Origin of the sequence: Skermanella stibiiresistens SB22 (genome assembly GCF_000576635.1) — a bacterium.
Taxonomy (GTDB): Bacteria; Pseudomonadota; Alphaproteobacteria; order Azospirillales; family Azospirillaceae; genus Skermanella; species Skermanella stibiiresistens.
This window is the reverse complement of sequence record NZ_AVFL01000004.1, coordinates 194,647-210,831: the sequence shown is the minus strand read 5'-3', so window position 1 is coordinate 210,831 and position 16,185 is coordinate 194,647. Positions and strand designations below refer to the sequence as shown.

General features: G+C 65.8%; 15 protein-coding genes. 5 read left to right on the top strand and 10 right to left on the bottom strand.

Annotated elements, in window-relative coordinates; all coding sequences use genetic code 11:
• Window positions 1–256 precede the first annotated feature (256 nt).
• The 3 genes from secA (at window position 257) to N825_RS07620 (ending at window position 4,150) form a co-directional block, all read left to right on the top strand.
• Window positions 257–2,971 (top strand): preprotein translocase subunit SecA, encoded by a 2,715-nt coding sequence (gene secA / locus N825_RS07630; protein WP_037449183.1) that lies wholly within the window; start codon window positions 257–259, stop codon window positions 2,969–2,971.
• A gap of 194 nt (window positions 2,972–3,165) precedes the next feature.
• Window positions 3,166–3,570 (top strand): hypothetical protein, encoded by a 405-nt coding sequence (locus N825_RS07625; RefSeq protein ID WP_037449180.1) that lies wholly within the window; start codon window positions 3,166–3,168, stop codon window positions 3,568–3,570.
• 79 nt (window positions 3,571–3,649) lie between these two features.
• Window positions 3,650–4,150 carry a pyridoxamine 5'-phosphate oxidase family protein gene (locus N825_RS07620; protein WP_037449177.1) on the top strand — a complete coding sequence of 167 codons (501 nt, stop codon included), beginning with the start codon at window positions 3,650–3,652 and terminating at the stop codon, window positions 4,148–4,150.
• A gap of 137 nt (window positions 4,151–4,287) precedes the next feature.
• Here N825_RS07620 and N825_RS07615 read toward each other — a convergent pair whose 3' ends face one another.
• From N825_RS07615 to N825_RS07595, 5 genes are all read right to left on the bottom strand, one after another.
• Window positions 4,288–4,992 (bottom strand): haloacid dehalogenase type II, encoded by a 705-nt coding sequence (locus tag N825_RS07615; protein WP_084164488.1) that lies wholly within the window; start codon window positions 4,990–4,992, stop codon window positions 4,288–4,290.
• Window positions 4,993–5,063: 71 nt separating this feature from the next.
• Window positions 5,064–5,573, bottom strand: a complete 510-nt coding sequence (locus N825_RS07610) for an OsmC family protein (RefSeq protein ID WP_037449551.1) — start codon at window positions 5,571–5,573, stop codon at window positions 5,064–5,066.
• Between the two features lie 53 nt (window positions 5,574–5,626).
• Window positions 5,627–6,148 carry an MAPEG family protein gene (locus tag N825_RS07605; protein ID WP_037449174.1) on the bottom strand — a complete coding sequence of 174 codons (522 nt, stop codon included), beginning with the start codon at window positions 6,146–6,148 and terminating at the stop codon, window positions 5,627–5,629.
• Window positions 6,149–6,152: 4 nt separating this feature from the next.
• Window positions 6,153–7,109 carry an acetyl-CoA carboxylase carboxyltransferase subunit alpha gene (locus N825_RS07600; protein WP_037449171.1) on the bottom strand — a complete coding sequence of 319 codons (957 nt, stop codon included), beginning with the start codon at window positions 7,107–7,109 and terminating at the stop codon, window positions 6,153–6,155.
• A 192-nt stretch (window positions 7,110–7,301) separates the two neighbouring features.
• Window positions 7,302–8,279 carry an HpcH/HpaI aldolase/citrate lyase family protein gene (locus tag N825_RS07595; protein WP_037449168.1) on the bottom strand — a complete coding sequence of 326 codons (978 nt, stop codon included), beginning with the start codon at window positions 8,277–8,279 and terminating at the stop codon, window positions 7,302–7,304.
• Between the two features lie 135 nt (window positions 8,280–8,414).
• Between N825_RS07595 and N825_RS07590 the strand changes: the two genes are divergently transcribed.
• Both N825_RS07590 and N825_RS07585 read left to right on the top strand, forming a co-directional pair.
• The gene (locus tag N825_RS07590) at window positions 8,415–8,939 is read left to right on the top strand and encodes a hypothetical protein (protein WP_157619045.1); all 525 of its coding nucleotides are present in this window, start codon (window positions 8,415–8,417) and stop codon (window positions 8,937–8,939) included.
• Window positions 8,936–10,558, top strand: coding sequence for a 5-guanidino-2-oxopentanoate decarboxylase (locus N825_RS07585; RefSeq protein WP_051511697.1), 1,623 nt, complete (start codon window positions 8,936–8,938; stop codon window positions 10,556–10,558). Before N825_RS07590 ends, N825_RS07585 begins: the two co-directional genes overlap by 4 nt.
• 60 nt (window positions 10,559–10,618) lie before the next feature.
• Here the strand turns inward: N825_RS07585 and N825_RS07580 are convergent, their stop codons facing one another.
• The 5 genes from N825_RS07580 to N825_RS07560 all read right to left on the bottom strand — a co-directional run bounded on the left by N825_RS07580 (window position 10,619) and on the right by N825_RS07560 (window position 16,075).
• Window positions 10,619–11,647, bottom strand: a complete 1,029-nt coding sequence (locus tag N825_RS07580; protein WP_037449163.1) for a formate dehydrogenase subunit gamma — start codon at window positions 11,645–11,647, stop codon at window positions 10,619–10,621.
• 23 nt (window positions 11,648–11,670) lie between these two features.
• Window positions 11,671–12,267, bottom strand: coding sequence for a formate dehydrogenase FDH3 subunit beta (gene fdh3B / locus N825_RS07575; RefSeq protein ID WP_037449160.1), 597 nt, complete (start codon window positions 12,265–12,267; stop codon window positions 11,671–11,673).
• A 16-nt stretch (window positions 12,268–12,283) separates the two neighbouring features.
• A complete protein-coding gene (locus N825_RS07570; RefSeq protein ID WP_037449156.1) occupies window positions 12,284–15,178 on the bottom strand; it encodes a formate dehydrogenase subunit alpha in 2,895 nt (964 codons plus the stop codon).
• A 15-nt stretch (window positions 15,179–15,193) separates the two neighbouring features.
• Window positions 15,194–15,406 carry a twin-arginine translocation signal domain-containing protein gene (locus N825_RS07565; RefSeq protein ID WP_037449154.1) on the bottom strand — a complete coding sequence of 71 codons (213 nt, stop codon included), beginning with the start codon at window positions 15,404–15,406 and terminating at the stop codon, window positions 15,194–15,196.
• A gap of 66 nt (window positions 15,407–15,472) precedes the next feature.
• A complete protein-coding gene (locus N825_RS07560) occupies window positions 15,473–16,075 on the bottom strand; it encodes a TorD/DmsD family molecular chaperone (protein WP_037449152.1) in 603 nt (200 codons plus the stop codon).
• Window positions 16,076–16,185: the final 110 nt, after the last annotated feature.

Genomic DNA, 16,185 nt, shown 5'->3' with positions numbered 1-16,185 from the left:
GACGCCTACTGCGCCGTTGGAAAATCCGCCTGGGTGGCTTATCTTTGTCACATACGGCTTAATGATTGCTTAATGTTCCTGCCGCACCCGTTGCGGTCGGGTGTCGTGGTACGCCGGCCGCAGGCTTGTTGACAGGCATTGCGCGCACTCTTATGTCAAGGCCGTGCCACTGCCCGGACCTTGCCGAGCGGGCGCCCAGGATCGCGCGCCAGCCGTTTCTTGCCGTAACCGTTTTTTGCTCTTACCCGAGGTCTCCATGTTCGGTGCTATCGCCCGTAAAATTTTCGGCACCGCGAATGATCGCACCGTCAAGGCGCTGCTGCGGCAGGTCGAGGTCATCAACGCGCTGGAGCCAAGCGTGGCCGGCCTGTCGGACGACGAGTTGCGCGCGCGCACGGACTGGCTGCGCGAGCGCCTGGAGAAGGGTGAGACGCTGGACGACATCCTGCCCGACGCCTTCGCCACGGTGCGCGAAGCGGCCAAGCGGGTGCTGGGACAGCGGCATTTCGATGTGCAGTTGATGGGCGGTATCGTCCTGCACCAGGGCAAGATCGCGGAGATGCGGACCGGCGAGGGCAAGACCCTGGTGGCGACGCTGCCGGTCTATCTGAACGCGGTCGGCCGCAAGGGCGTCCACGTCGTCACGGTCAACGACTACCTGGCCAAGCGCGACAGCGGCTGGATGGGCAAGGTCTACAATTTCCTGGGATTGTCGGTCGGCTGCATCGTCCACGGGTTGGACGATTTCGAGCGCAAGATGGCCTATCAGGCAGACATCACCTATGGCACCAACAACGAATACGGCTTCGACTATCTCCGCGACAACATGAAGTTCCGGTTGGACGACATGGTCCAGCGGCCGTTCAACTTCGCGATCGTCGACGAGGTCGACAGCATCCTGATCGACGAGGCGCGCACGCCGCTGATCATCTCCGGCCCGTCGACCGACGGTTCCGAGCTGTACATCGCGGTGAACCGGGTAATCCCGCGGCTGGAGCCGGAGGATTACGATAAGGACGAGAAGGTCCGCGCGGTCAGCCTGACCGAGGTCGGGACCGAGAAGGTCGAGCAGATCCTCCGCGACATGGGCCTGCTGACGGAGGGCAACCTCTATGACATCCAGAACGTCAGCCTGGTCCACCACGCCAATCAGGCCCTGCGGGCCCACACGCTGTTCCAGCGCGACAAGGACTACATCGTCAAGGATGACAAGGTCATCATCATCGACGAGTTCACCGGCCGCATGATGGAGGGCCGGCGTTATTCGGAGGGCCTGCACCAAGCCTTGGAAGCCAAGGAAGGCGTTACGATCCAGCGCGAGAACCAGACGCTGGCCTCGATCACCTTCCAGAATTATTTCCGCCTCTACCCGCGCCTGTCCGGCATGACCGGCACCGCCATGACCGAGGCGAACGAGTTCTCCGAGATCTATGGCCTGGACGTGGTCGAGATGCCGACCAACGTCGGTGTCCAGCGCAAGGACTTCGACGACGAGGTCTATCGCACCGGCAAGGAGAAATACGAGGCGATCGCGGTCCTGGTCGAGGAATGCCGGGCGCGTGGGCAACCGATCCTGGTCGGCACCGTGTCGATCGAGAAGTCGGAGGTGCTGTCCGAACTGCTGAAGCGGAAAAACATTCCGCACGCGGTCCTGAACGCCCGCTACCACGAGCAGGAAGCGCAGATCATCTCCCAGGCCGGTCGTCCCGGCGCCGTGACGATCGCCACCAACATGGCGGGCCGCGGCACCGACATCCAGCTGGGCGGCAATCTCGACATGCGTCTGGCCGTCGAACTGGCCGATGTCCAGGACCCGGCGGAGCGCGAGCGCCTGACCGCTGGGATCCAGGCGGAGATCGCGCGCGACAAGGAAGTCGTCAAGCAGGCCGGCGGACTGTTCGTGATCGGCACCGAGCGCCACGAGAGCCGGCGCATCGACAACCAGTTGCGCGGCCGGTCGGGCCGCCAGGGCGACCCCGGCGCCTCGAAGTTCTTCCTGAGCCTGGACGACGACCTGATGCGGATCTTCGGGTCCGAGCGGATGGACGGCATGCTCCAGCGGCTCGGCCTGAAGGAAGGCGAGGCCATTGTCCACAGCTGGATCAACAAGGCGTTGGAGAAGGCCCAGCAGAAGGTCGAGGCGCACAACTTCGAGATCCGCAAGAACCTGCTGAAATACGACAACGTGATGAACGACCAGCGGAAGGTCGTCTACGAGCAGCGCCGCGAGATCATGGACGCGCCGGAGATCGCCGGCACGATCGAGGACATGCGCCACGAGGTGATCGAGGAGATGGTCAAGAAGGCCATCCCGGCGAACGCCTATGCCGAGCAATGGAACATCGACAGCCTGCACGAGGAGATCCGCCGCGTCCTGAACCTCGACCTGCCGGTCCACGAATGGGCCAAGGAGGACGGCATCGCCGAGGCCGAGATCGAGGAGCGGGTGCGCCGCGCCGCCGACGAGAAGATGGCCGGCAAGGCCGCCAACTATGGCCCGGACCTGATGCGGGCGGCCGAGAAGAGCCTGCTGCTCCAGTTGCTGGACCAAGCCTGGAAGGATCACCTGCTCCATCTCGACCATCTGCGCCAAGGCATCAACCTGCGGGCCTATGCCCAGCGCGATCCGCTGAACGAGTACAAGCGCGAAGCCTTCGAGATGTTCGAGGGGATGCTGTCGCACCTGCGCGAGACGGTCACGACCGTGCTGTCCTATGTCGAGATGCGGATGGACCATCCGGAGGATATCGAGCCCCAGCCGGTCCAGGGCATCGAGACACGCCAGGACCCGGCCCTGGCCACCGCCGACGCCTTGGCCGACGATGCGCCGCTGCCCGACGGCATGGTCCGCCGCGTCGCTCCCGCGACGGTCGGGTCGGCTGACGAGATCGACCCGCGTACGCCACGCAACGCGCTGTGCCCCTGTGGATCGGGCAAGAAGTACAAGCATTGCCACGGGCGCGTCGCCTGAGGATCCATTCGGACGTCCGGAGCGCATGGGCGTCGCGCTCCGGAATGATCCCTGGGATTGGACATACAGTCTAAATGTAACTGAATTGAAGCCCGACGAATTTCCGAAAACTTGACATGGATCAAAGTCGCGCGCGTCATCGCGCCGCACAATCTCCGCCATAAGTCATATGCACTCAAGCGGAGGTCAGGTCGATGCGCGCGTTCATCCCGTGTGTTCCCGGAATTTCCCGCCAGTCGGAAGACGGCGTCGGCAAGCTCCTCTCCCACCGGATCGGCGATTCCAGCGTCAGCCATCAGCCGATCACCCTGAGGTCCGCCCTCGAGGCTTGTGGCAGGGAGCCGGTGTCGACCGCGCACCGCCTCATGGCCCTGCCGGCGGAAGTGGCGGTCCAGGACCTCTCGGACATGCTGGTCAACTTCCGCATCGATGGCGTACGGTGTCCGGAACCCGAGAAGTACGCCCGCAAGGCCCTGAAGCGCGCCGGCCTGGAATTCGGCCTCAACCCTTTCGCCACGGATTATGGCCACAGCGCCACCGCCCTCCTCGGCATCGCCGTTCTCGGCATCCTGCTGGCGTTCCCCACCTGGATGCTTTGACAGCCATCCCCCCGGCTTGGGAACGCCCTGGCCCTCTCCCTGTTGAACTTGTGTATTCAATAGGAACGGAGAGCGCCACATAGCCACCAGCACCCAGGATTCGGGCGATATCAAGAAGCTCTGGGGGATGATCAAGGACATCCAGGTCGCGATGATGACGACCATCGATGACGATGGCACCTTGCGGAGCCGTCCCATGGTCGGCCAGCGGTCGGAAACCGATGGTGATCTCTGGTTCTTCACCGCCGCCGATTCGCACAAGGTCGACGAGGTGAACCAACACCATCAGGTCAATCTCAGCTATTCCGAACCCGACGACCAGAATTACGTCTCGATCTCGGGTACCGCCCAGCTTGTCCGTGACAAGGCCAAGATCCACGAGTTGTGGAGCGAGTATCTGGCGACATGGTTCCCCAAGGGCAAGGACGATCCCAACATCGCCCTTCTTCGGGTCCACATCGAAAAGGCTGAATACTGGGACAGCCCGTCCAGCGCCATGGTCCACGCCTATGGCTATGTCAAAGCCAAGCTGACCGGCGAACCGCCCCATCCAGGCGACAACAAGAAAATCACCATGTGAATTGGACAGCGGGGCCGGTTCCCGATCGGCCCCCTGACCTGGACTTGGGCTGGACCCAGGGTCCGGACCCTACCAGCCGAGCGGCAAGGTTCCGCTTCGAGACCTGAGCGGAACCAGCGCCTCGTCAGGTCCCAGCTTCATGGTGGCAAGAGCAACTCGGCCGCTCCATTCAAGTCCGACACTTCCGCGTATGGCAGCCAGTCCGGATTGCCGGTCTCATTCCGCCGATTCACCCAGATGCCACGTAGACCCAGTTCATGACGGGCCTTCATGTCCCAGTACATGCCCATCGCCACGTGCACCGTCTCGTTCGGCGTCACGCCCATCACGCCGTAAGCGTACTCGAACAGTTGCCGCGATGGCTTGTAGGCTCGCGCCTGTTCGGCGGTGATGACGTGGTCGAAAGGCACGCCGATGCGCGCCACCGTCGGCGCGATCAGATCATCGTCGGAGTTCGTGAAGATCGCGAGCTTGTAACGTTCGCGCAGTCGCCGCAGAACATCCGGCACCTCTGGATGTGGACCCATCGTCATGGGTGACGACGCGATGCCCTCGATCTCTTCCGCGCTCGGGTTCAAGCCGTATTCGCCGAACGCGGCTGAAAAGCCGGTGCGCAGGATGTCCTTGTAGAGGCGGTGCGGCTTCTCCGCCGTCAAGCGTCGCCCTTGGGCGGAAAAGCTCTCGATGATCGCGGATGCGCTCACGTCGCCCGCGCCGTGCTTGGCCAGCGTCGCGCCGACTTCGCTCAGAAGCACCTCGTACCAACGCACGAGTGTGCCGTAGCAGTCGAAGGTGATGACCTTCGGCGCGGGATCGAGCTTGAACATCGAGGTTTCGGACATCGAGTGAGCCTGCGGTCGGTGGACGTGGGAACGGCTTCGCCAAACGCCGCTGGCGCGAGCCCGCCAAGCCTCTACGCGCGAACGATCCTGGCTTCTGTGGCGGGAGGATTGCGAAGCGTCTGGTAGATAACGCAGTACCGTTCCGTCAGTTTGAGCAAGCTTGCCAGCTGTTCCTCGCTGGCGTCGGTATCCAGGTCGAAGATCATGCGGATGGCGCGGAAGCCGACCGGCGCCTCCTTGGATACGCCCAAGGTGCCGCGCATATCCAGATCACCTTCCGCCCGCACCGAGCCGCCCCGCAGATCGATGTTCAATGCCGTGGCGACGGCGCGGAGCGTGACGCCGGCGCAGGCGACCAGCGCCTCCAGCAGCATATCGCCGGAACAAGCCGCGATCCCATCGCCACCTGCGGCGGGGTGTAGCCCGGCCTCGATCAGCGCGCGGCCCGTGTCGACCTTGCAGGTGACGCCTTCGGCACCGACAGTGCCTTCGGCCTTCAACGTGATGACGGCGCTGTCCGGCGTATCCCGGTATTGTTGTTTCAAAGGCGCCTGGACGGCCTTGAGTGTTTCGGCATCCATGGACATCTCCTCCAGTTTTCTTGTTTGGCGGCTTTTGTCTTCACGGCTTGGCGTCAGCCGATCGCCCTCACGAGGGCGTAGGCGACGATAGCGGCATTCACGTTGAGCGTCATGATCATTCCTGGCGCCCGAAGGTAGGGATGGATCAGGTAGCCCAGCCAGAACAACAGGCGGGCGACGCAGAACAGTCCGGTCATAACGCCAGCGAAACGAATATCGGGAGGGGCGGCCAGTGCAGCGGCGGCGAGCATCGCGGGGATGAGGATAACTGTCTGCTCGACACTGTTCGACAAGGCACGTTGGGCTCGCCGCTGAAACGGGCTTTCAGGGTCATCCAAGGGGTTGAAGGCGGCTGTGAAGAAGCGGGTCAGCGCGACGGCGAGGACCATCAGCAGCAGGAGCAGCGCCGGCCACACCATGAACCCCGCCGCCATGGCGAGCCGGTCGGCGGCGGTACCGATGGGAACGCCGGGAGCCGGCCAGAACACCAGCAGACCACCCCAAGCCAGCGCCGTGCCCAGCAGGACGCCGGCGACCGAAATCAGGTGGCGGCGATCGAACGCGACCGACGCCATGGCGTCAGGATAGGCCCTTCTGGCCCATCTCCAGGAACTTGTCGCGTCGCTTCATCCGCAGGGCGCCGCCGTCCAGCCCGCGCAACTCGTCGAACGAGTCCTCGATGGCGTTGCCGACGGCGGTCATGATCTCGCTCCGGTCGCGATGGGCACCGCCGATCGGTTCGGCCACGACACGATCGATCACCCCCAGGTCCTTGAGGTCCTGGGCGGTCAGCCGCAACGCCGCCGCGGCCTCGGCCGCCGCCGTGTTGGTCCGCCACAGGATCGAGGCGCATCCCTCGGGCGAGATCACGGAATAGATCGCGTGTTCCAGCATCAGCACCCGGTCGGCGGCCGCCAGTGCTATGGCGCCACCCGAGCCCCCCTCGCCGATGACGGTGGCGACCAGCGGCACCCTGAGCTTCAGGCAGGTGTCGATCGAGCGGGCGATGGCTTCCGCCTGGCCACGCTCCTCGGCGCCGACGCCGGGATAGGCACCCGCCGTGTCGACCAGGGTGATCACCGGCAGCTTGAACCGTTCGGCCAGTTCCATCAGGCGGATCGCCTTGCGGTAGCCCTCCGGCTTCGCCATGCCGAAATTGTGCCGCACGCGGCTTTCGGTGTCATGGCCCTTCTCCTGGCCGATGATCATCGCGGAGCGGCCCCGGAACCTGCCGATGCCGCCGATGATCGCGTGATCCTCGGCGAAGCCGCGATCGCCGGCGAGCGGCGTGAAATCCTCGACCAGACCCTCGATGTAGTCCATGCAGTGCGGCCGGTTGGGATGGCGCGCGACCTGGACCTTCTGGGCGGGAGCGAGCTTGGCGTAGGTCTGGCGCAGCAGCCGGTCGACCTTGGCCTGAAGCTTGGACACCTCTTCGGCGATGTTGATATCGCCTGTGTCCGTCAGATGCCGCAGTTCCTCGATCTTGCCCTCGAGTTCGGCGATCGGCTTTTCAAATTCGAGAAAGGTCTGCATGAATCGACTTCACGGCGGGCTGAAAAAGACCGGGTTCCCTACCACACGCCCCAAAGGGTAGCCAGCGCAAATCGGTCGCGGATTGGTTAGTTCGCTACGAAGGCGTTTATGCGAATACACGGATATGTGGCTTGGACGGCGCTCCGCGGAACGCCGTCCAATCTCCAGTTCTCGGATCAGGCGGCTCTCGGATCAGGAACCGGCGATCTGCACGGCCTTCTGGACCATCACCTCTGCTTGGCGGATCGACGCGATGTCGATCAGGCGGCCGTCGAGCGCGACGGCGCCGCGACCTTCCTTCTGGGCCTGGGCCATGGCTTCCAGGATGCGCTTGGCCTTGGTGATCTCGGCCTCGGACGGGCTGAACACCTCGTTGGCCGGCGCGATCTGCGACGGATGGATCGCCCACTTGCCCTCGCAGCCAAGCACGGCGGAGCGGCGGCCCTGCGCCTTGTAGCCATCGACGTCGGAGAAGTCGCCGAAGGGGCCGTCGACCGGACGCAACCCGGCGGCGCGCGCCGCGACCACCATGCGGGCGGTCGCGTAGTGCCACATGTCGCCCCAGTGATAGTCGCGCGGCTTATCGCCATCCTTGTCGGTCAGGACGCCGTAGGACGGGTTGGGGCCGCCGATGCCCGTCGTCTGCGCCTTGGTCGAGGCGGCGTAGTCGGCGACGCCGAAGTGCAGGCTCTCGTTGCGGCGGGACGCGGTCGCGATCTCGTCGATATTCGCCATGCCGAGCGCGGTCTCGATGATCAGTTCGAAGCCGATCCGCTTCTTGCGGCCCTTGGCGGCCTCGATCTGGGTCACCAGCATGTCGACGGCGTAGACGTCGGCGGCGGTGCCGACCTTGGGGATCATGATCAGGTCGAGCCGGTCGCCGCACGCCTCCAGCACCTCGACCACGTCGCGGTACATGTAGTGGGTGTCGAGGCCGTTGATCCGGACCGACAGGGTCTTGGTTCCCCATTCGATGTCGTTGATCGCCTCGATGATGTTCTTCCGGGCCTGCGGCTTGTCGTCGGGAGCGACGGCGTCCTCCAGGTCCAGGAAGATGACGTCGGCGGCCGACTTGGCGGCCTTCTCGAACAGCTTTGGGCTGCTGCCCGGAACCGCCAGTTCGCTGCGGTTGAGCCTGGCCGGAGCCTGTTCGACGATCTTGAAGCTCATTGCTGTTCCCCCATCACGGTTTCGCCGCGCCGTCGCGCGGTTTGGAGTGGCGCCGAAGGCGTCAATATTTCACCAAGGACGCCGCCCGATGATATTACGTGTCTTCGCACCCGCACCATAATGGCGGAAAGTATCATGACCAGCGAAATCGACGCCGCTTTGATCGCGCGCGTCATGCCGCACCTGACGACGCTGGAGGAGGCCCGGCGCCACCACTGGCTTCGCTTGCGCCGCCGCGCCGCCGCCTTCGGCGCGCTGGCGCTGGCTTGGCTGGCGGCGGCGGCATGGATTGGCCATCCGCTGCTTTGGGCGGCGGCTCCCGCGCTGGCCGCGGTCGGGGTCTTCATCGGGCTTCAGCTTCGCGGAAGGCCTGGACGCGACTACGCGGAGGCGTTGCGCGCCATCGTCCTGCCGCCGCTCTGCGACTTGGCCGGCGGCTGGCGGCATGAGCGGGTCGCGGGCCGCGACGTCTTCTCCAGGGGGGATGCGCGACTCGAACCGTCCTGGCCGCTGTTCGCCCTGCCGGACTGGCGCACCCCCATCCCACCGCTGGCGCTGGCCGACATCGACCGCTTGCGGGCATCGCTTGCCACGGCGGCGACCCCCACCTACCCTGCTCCGACCAGGGAACCGGAACGAGAAGCGCGGGTGATATCGTGACCACCAAAGCGACGAGCGACCCAGCGAAGAGTGACGGCGCGACATGCGGCGAGGCGGCGATCCGCCTGCTGGAGGCCTACGGCATCGACACGGTGTTCGGCATACCGGGAGTCCATACGCTGGAGTTGTACCGGGGATTGCCCAACAGCCGCATCCGCCACGTCACCCCGCGCCACGAGCAGGGCGCCAGCTTCATGGCCGACGGCTACGCGCGGGTCTCCGGCCGGCCCGCCGCCTGCCTGCTGACGACGGGTCCCGGCCTGACCAACGCCGCGACCGGCATCGCGCAGGCCTATTCCGACAGCAGCCCGATGCTGGTGCTCAGCAGCGTCAACGAGCGCCGCCACCTGGGCATGGGCCGGGGACGGCTGCACGAGTTGCGGAGCCAAAGCTCAGTCCTGGCGCCACTCTGCGCCTTCAGCCATACCGTGATGGAACCGGCCGAGTTGCCGGAGGTGATGGCGCGGGCCTTCGGCGTCTTCCAGTCGTCCAGGCCCCGCCCGGTCCATATCGAGATCCCGCTGGACGTGCTGGCGGCGCCAGCCGGCTTCCCGACCACGGCCGCCCGCGCCAGGATCGGCCGTCCGTCCGCCTGCGACGCGTCGCTGGTGCGGGCGGCGGATTTGATCGCCGTCGCCGAGCGGCCGGTCCTGATCGTCGGCGGCGGGGCTCGCGACTGTCCGGGCGCGGTCCGGCAGTTCGCGGAGGGCATCGGGGCCGCCGTGCTGATGACGGGTGCCGCCAAGGGCACGCTGCCGGTCGATCATCCGCTTTGCCTGGGCTCGTCCACCGACCAGCCGGCCATGGTGGAATTCATCGAGCGGGCCGACGTGGTGATCGTCGCCGGCTCGGAATTGGCCGAGACCGACTTCTGGAGTGGCGTGCCCCGGTTCGGCGGCTCCCTGATCCGGATCGACATCGACCCCGCCACGCTGACCCGCGACAGCGCGCCGGATGTCGCCCTGCTGGGCGATGCCGGCGCCATCCTGTGCGATCTGGTGGAGCGCTTGGCGACGCCCGATCCCGCCCGCCAGCATTTGGCCATCCAAGCCGCCAAGGCCGCCGTGCTCGCCAACCTGCCGCCGCCGCGCCAGCGGCACGCCGAGGTGCTGGCGGCGATCAGGGCCGGCTTGCCGCCGGATGGCATCGTCATGTCGGACATGACGCAGATCGCCTATGCCGGCAACAGCCTGTGGCCGACCGACCGGCCGCGCACGTGGCACCACCCCCATGGCTTCGGCACGCTGGGATTCGCCCTGCCGGCCGCGATCGGCGCCAAGCTGGCGCTGCCCGACCGCGATGTCGTCTGTCTGATCGGCGACGGCGGGCTGATGTTCACGGTGCAGGACCTGATGACCGCCGTCGAGCTGGACATGCCGCTCGCGGTCGTGATGTGGAACAACGACGGCTATGGCCAGATCCGCGACGGCATGATCCAGCGCGGCATCCCCGAGATCGGCGTCACCCTTAGGAACCCCGACCACCTCGCTCTGGCGCGGGCAATGGGCTGCCACGCCACCCGCGCCGACGACGCGGCGGCCCTGACGGCGGCCTTGGGGGAGGCGTTCCAGCGATCCGGCCCCACCTTGATCGAGGTGCGGCAGGACCGATTCGCCTGAACGCCAGCGAGTTGGTGTCGGGTGCCGCTTCGCTCTACCCGACCTACGGATGTTCGCGTTTTATTCAGCGGGCGCGCGGAAACCGACCGGTTTCACTTGGGCCACCTTGCCCTTCCGCATCTCCTCCTCCAGCCATAGGCTGTGGTGCTCGCGCGCCCAGTTGACGTCGACCTGACCGCTGCCCATGGCGTCAAAGGCGCCTTCCATGCCGACCGAGCCGATATAGATGTGCCCGATGATGCCGACGATCAGCAGGACCGACAGGGCGGCGTGGACCAGTTGGGCCAGTTGCATGCCGCCGACATCGGTCAGGTAGAACGGGAACAGCAGGACATAGCCGCTGGCCGCGACCACGGCGCCTCCGGCCACCACCATCCAGAAGATCAGCTTCTGCCCGGCGTTGAACTTCTTGGCGGCCGGGTGCCTGCCCTTGGAGAACAACCCGCCCGCCGCCTTGACCCAGGCGATGTCGGTCTTGTCCGGGATGTTGTGGCGGACCCAGATCAGCAGCATCAGTGCGATCCCCAGCACGAAGGGAAAGCTGAGATAGTTGTGGGCCAGCTTGCCGTAGCCGCTGAGCGTGGTGAACGCCTCCGGACCGAGCAGCGGGATCAGCAGGGTCCGGCCGAACACGAGGTTGAGGCCGGTCAGCGCCAGCACCATGAAGCTGATCGCCGTGATCCAGTGGGCGAACCGCTCGACCCCGTTGAAGCGCTGGACACGCTGGCGCGACGGGCCGGCGTCGATCCTGATCTTGCCACGCGTGGCGTAGAAGATCAGAAGCGCCGCGACGATGCCGATCAGCGAGGCGGCCGAGACCGTCTTCAGCGTCCCGTTGCGGAACTCCCGCCACTCCTGGCCTTCCGGCTGGATCAGCGTGGCCGACCTCTGGTCCGGAATGCTGACGCGGCCGTGGACATCGCCCTGCAATTGCTGGAACAGCAACTGCTCGTTGGTGATATTCGGCCCAGTCAGCGCGTTCGGTCCTGGCGGGACCGGCGTCTGGGCCAAAGCTCCCCCGAAGGTCAAGGCCAGCAGGGTGAACACGAGCGCCACGAGACGCGGCGCGCGCCCGATGATGTTGGACATGATGCTTTCTCCCCCTACGGCTGTCACGCGCCGGCTCTGTCCCTGTAAGCGGTCGACCAACCCCAGGCGCCGGAGCCATAGCCGCGCCGGACCACCCGTTCCCGGTAGATGTCGGCGATGATGTCGCCGTCGCCCGCCAGCAGGGCCTTGGTCGAGCACATCTCGGCGCACAGCGGCAGCTTGCCCTCGGCCAAGCGGTTGGCGCCGTACTTCTCGTACTCGATCGGCGTCATGTCGTCCTCCGGGCCCCCGGCGCAGAAGGTGCACTTGTCCATCTTGCCGCGGCTGCCGAAATTGCCGACCTGCGGATACTGCGGCGCCCCGAAGGGACAGGCGTAGAAGCAGTAGCCGCAGCCGATGCACAGGTCCTTGGAGTGAAGGACGACGCCCTCCGCCGTCTTGTAGAAGCAGTCGACCGGGCACACCGCCATGCAGGGCGCGTCGGTGCAGTGCATGCAGGCCATCGAGATCGACCGCTCGCCCGGCTTGCCGTCGTTGATCGTGACGACGCGCCGGCGGTTGATGCCCCAGGGCACCTCATGCTCGTTCTTGCAGGCCGTGACGCAGGCGTTGCACTCGATGCAGCGTTCGGCGTCGCACAGGAATTTCATTCTCGCCATGGTTAAATCCCCCGCCTCAAGCCGCGACGATCCGACACAGGGTACACTTGGTCTCCTGCATGTAGGTCACGGGATCAAAACCATAGGTTGTTAGCGCGTTGACCGAGTGGCCGAGCACGATCGGGTCGGTCCCCGGCGGATAGGCCGCGCGCTGGCTCTCGCCGTCCCAGAAGCCAGCGAAATGGAACGGCATGAAGGCGACCCCCGTCCCGACGCGGTCGGTGACCAGCGCCTTGACCTTGGCCTTGCCATCGCCCTCCGGTCCGTGGACCCAGACCATGGCGCCGTCCTTGACGCCCAGCCGGGCCGCGTCCTGGGTGTTGACCTCGATGAACATTTCCTGCTGAAGCTCGGCCAGCCACTTGTTGGACCGGGTCTCCTCGCCGCCGCCCTCGTACTCGACCAAGCGGCCGGAGGTTAGGATGATCGGAAAGTCCTTGGTGACGTCGCGGGCCTGGATCGATTTGCCCAGATGCGCCAGCCGGAAGTCGCGGCGGTCGTCCAGGGTCGGGTACTTCTCCACCAGATCGCGGCGCGAGGTGTAGATCGGCTCGCGGTGGACCGGCACGGGATCGGGCAGGTTCCAGGCGACCGCGCGGGCCTTGGCGTTGCCGAACGGCGAGCAGCCATGCTTGAGTGCCACGCGGATGACGCCACAGGACAGGTCGGTCGCCCAACTGACGCCATCGGGATTGGCGCCACCAATTTTCTGGATCGTCGCCAGCTCGGCTTCGGTCAGGTCGGTGTCCCAGCCCAGCTTCCGCAGCATGCCATAGGTGAACTCGGGATAGCCGTCCTCGATCTCGGACCCCTTGGACCAGGAGCCCTCGGCCAGCAGGGTGGCGCCGTCCTTCTCGACCCCGAAGCGGGCACGGAAGGTGCCGCCACCCTCCATCACATGCTTCGACGTGTCGTAGAGGATGTGCGTGCCGGGGTGTTTCATCTCCGGCGTGCCCCAGCATGGCCAGGGCAGACCGTAATATTCGCCGGCGCAGGGGCCGCTCGACGCCTGCAAGGTCGTTCGGTCGAAGTCGGCCTGACGCTCCATGTGGAGCCGCAGCCGTTCCGGCGACTGGCCGGAATAGCCGGTCGAGAGCGAGCCGCGATTGATCTCGCGCAGGATGTCCTCGGCGTCGGGCTGGCCGTCGACCACCTTGATCCGCTTGAACATCCGGTCGGCGAAGCCCAGCCGCTCGGCCAGCGCGTACATCACGTCATAGTCGTTCTTCGATTCGAAGATCGGCTCCACCACCCTGTCGCCCCACTGGATCGAGCGGTTGGACGCCGTCCGCGAGCCATCCGCCTCGAACTGGGTGCAGATCGGCAACAGGTAGGTGCCATTCTTGCGGCCGCTGACCGACGCGAAGGTGGTCGGATGGGGGTCGGCGACGACCAGCAGGTCCAGCGCCTCCAATCCCTTCCGCATCTCGGGCATCCGGGTGACGGTGTTGCCGCCGTGGCCGAACACCACCATCGCCTTGACGGGGGCCGGCTGCTCGATCTCGTCCGGCTTGGCCAGGACGGCGTCGAACCAGCGGGTGGTCGGGATGCCCTTGGCCTCCATGAACTTCTGGGAGACGAAGCGCCCCTTCATCCACTCGTAATCGACGTCCCAGGCGCGGCACCAGTGCTTCCAGGCGCCTTCGGTCAGGCCGTAGTAGGCCGGCAGCGAGGTGACGTCGAGGCCGAAATCGGTGGCGCCCTGGACGTTGCAGTGACCGCGGAAGATGTTGGCCCCACCGCCCGGAACGCCGATGTTGCCCAGCGCCAGTTGCAGGATGCTGAGCGCCCGGACATTGGCGGTGCCGACGGTGTGCTGGGTGACGCCCATGCACCAGATCAGCGTCGAGGGCCGGTTCTTCGCCATGATCTCGGCGACCTTGCGGACTTGCGCGCCGGGAACCCCGGTGACCCGCTCGACCTCGTCCGGCGTCCACTTGGCGACCTCGGCGCGGATCTTGTCCATGCCGTGGACGCGCTGGCCGATATAGGTCTTGTCCTCCCAGCCGTTCTCGAAGATGTGCCAGAGCATGCCCCAGACCAGCGGGATGTCGGTGCCGGGCCGCAGCCTGACATATTCGGTCGCGTGGGCCGCCGTGCGGGTGAAGCGCGGATCGACCACGATCATGTGGGCCTGATTGATCTCCTTGCCGCGCAGCACGTGCTGGAGCGACACGGGATGGGCCTCGGCGGGGTTGCCGCCGATGATCAGGATCGCCTTGGCGTTATGGATGTCGTTGTAGCTGTTGGTCATGGCGCCGTAGCCCCATGTGTTCGCGACACCGGCCACGGTCGTGGAATGGCAGATGCGGGCCTGATGGTCGACCGTGTTGGTGCCCCAGAACGCCGCCATCTTACGGTACAGATAGGCGCCCTCGTTGGAGAACTTGGCGGAGCCCAGCCAGAACACCGCCTCGGGCGACGACTTCTCGCGGATCTCCAGCAATTTGGCGCCGATCTCGTCGATCGCGGTCTTCCAGGACACCCGCTTCCACTCGCCGTTCTCCAGCTTCATCGGGTATTTCAGGCGGCGGTCGCCGTGGACCAGTTCCCGCACCGAGGCGCCCTTGGCGCAGTGGGTGCCGTTGTTGATCGGGCTGTCCCAGCTAGGTTCCTGTCCCGTCCAGACGCCGTTCTGGACCTCGGCGGTGACGGTGCAGCCGACCGAGCAGTGGGTGCAGATGCTGAGCTTGCGGACGATCTCGACACCGGGCGTGGTCGGCCCGGCCTCGGCCTTCCGCACCGTGCCGAACGACAGCGCGCCGGCCGCGGCCAATCCGCCCGCCGCGAGGCCGGAGCGCTTGAGGAACGCGCGCCGGTCGACCGGCGCCTGGACGCCGGAAAGCCCGGACATCACGGTTCCCGAAAGGCGGGCGCGCGCCGCCGCCGCTGAACTTCTCTTGACCAGCATGATGCGACGCTCCCGTTAGAACCGATTGGTTTGATAGTATTTCTTGACGTGATCGGTCTCGCGGTAGCGCTGCTTGACGCGCTGGTCCGGCGTCTCCGCCGCCTCGGCCGGCCCCGACACGAGCAGGGGAGCGGCGGCGGCACCCGCCGCACCGGCGCCCATCACTCGGAGGAACCGCCGGCGCTCCATGCCGGGCTCATCGACCTTGGGGTCAACCCTGGCGCTCATCCCCGTGCTCCTTTTCTTGTTATCACCGAGAAGTTCTTGTGATCTCGTCTAGTTAGGCGCTCTTGTTCAACTTGCGGGAGGTCCCGTCATGGCGAAGGCCTCCGCCTCGATCGCGAGGAACAGGCGGCCGATCTCGCCGACCGGCCGGTAGAGATTGGCGGCCGCCGCCTTCTCCAGGTCCTCGAAGAAGCGCGTCGCCCAGGGTTCCAGGTGCCGGTCATGGAACCGGCGCTGGGTGGCGAGATCCGCCGGGGTTCCGAAGGCGCCCAGGATCAGACCCGCCATCATCTCGCAGATCGAGGCGATGTGATCCTCGGGCTCGGACACATTGTCCTGGCGCGCGATGCCCAAGCCCTGCATCTCGGCGCGCAGCCGCGCCAGCGGCTTCTCGTTGAGGAAACCCGTCAGGTAATAGGACGCGTAGGGCACCAGCTCGCCCCGCGCCACGCCGATGAACAATGCGAAATGCTCGCGCTCCGCGGCGGTCACGCTGGTCTCCGACGCCACCTCCGCCAGCCGCGACAGGGCCTTGCCGAACGGCGTGTCATCGCCCTTCAACCCGGCCACCCGCGTCAGGACATCCCTTGACGGCGGCGCCACCAACAGTTGGGCTAGCAGGCCGTAGCACTGCGCCCGAAGCAAGTCGCTCTCGTCGATTGGTGTACTCAACTCTTCACCCGGTCAGTTGCTTTTGAGAATAAAGCGCGAAGATCAACGATTCCTCGACGCTCTCCCGAAGAACATGACGCGATGCAATATGTGTCACGGCAAGTCAATCG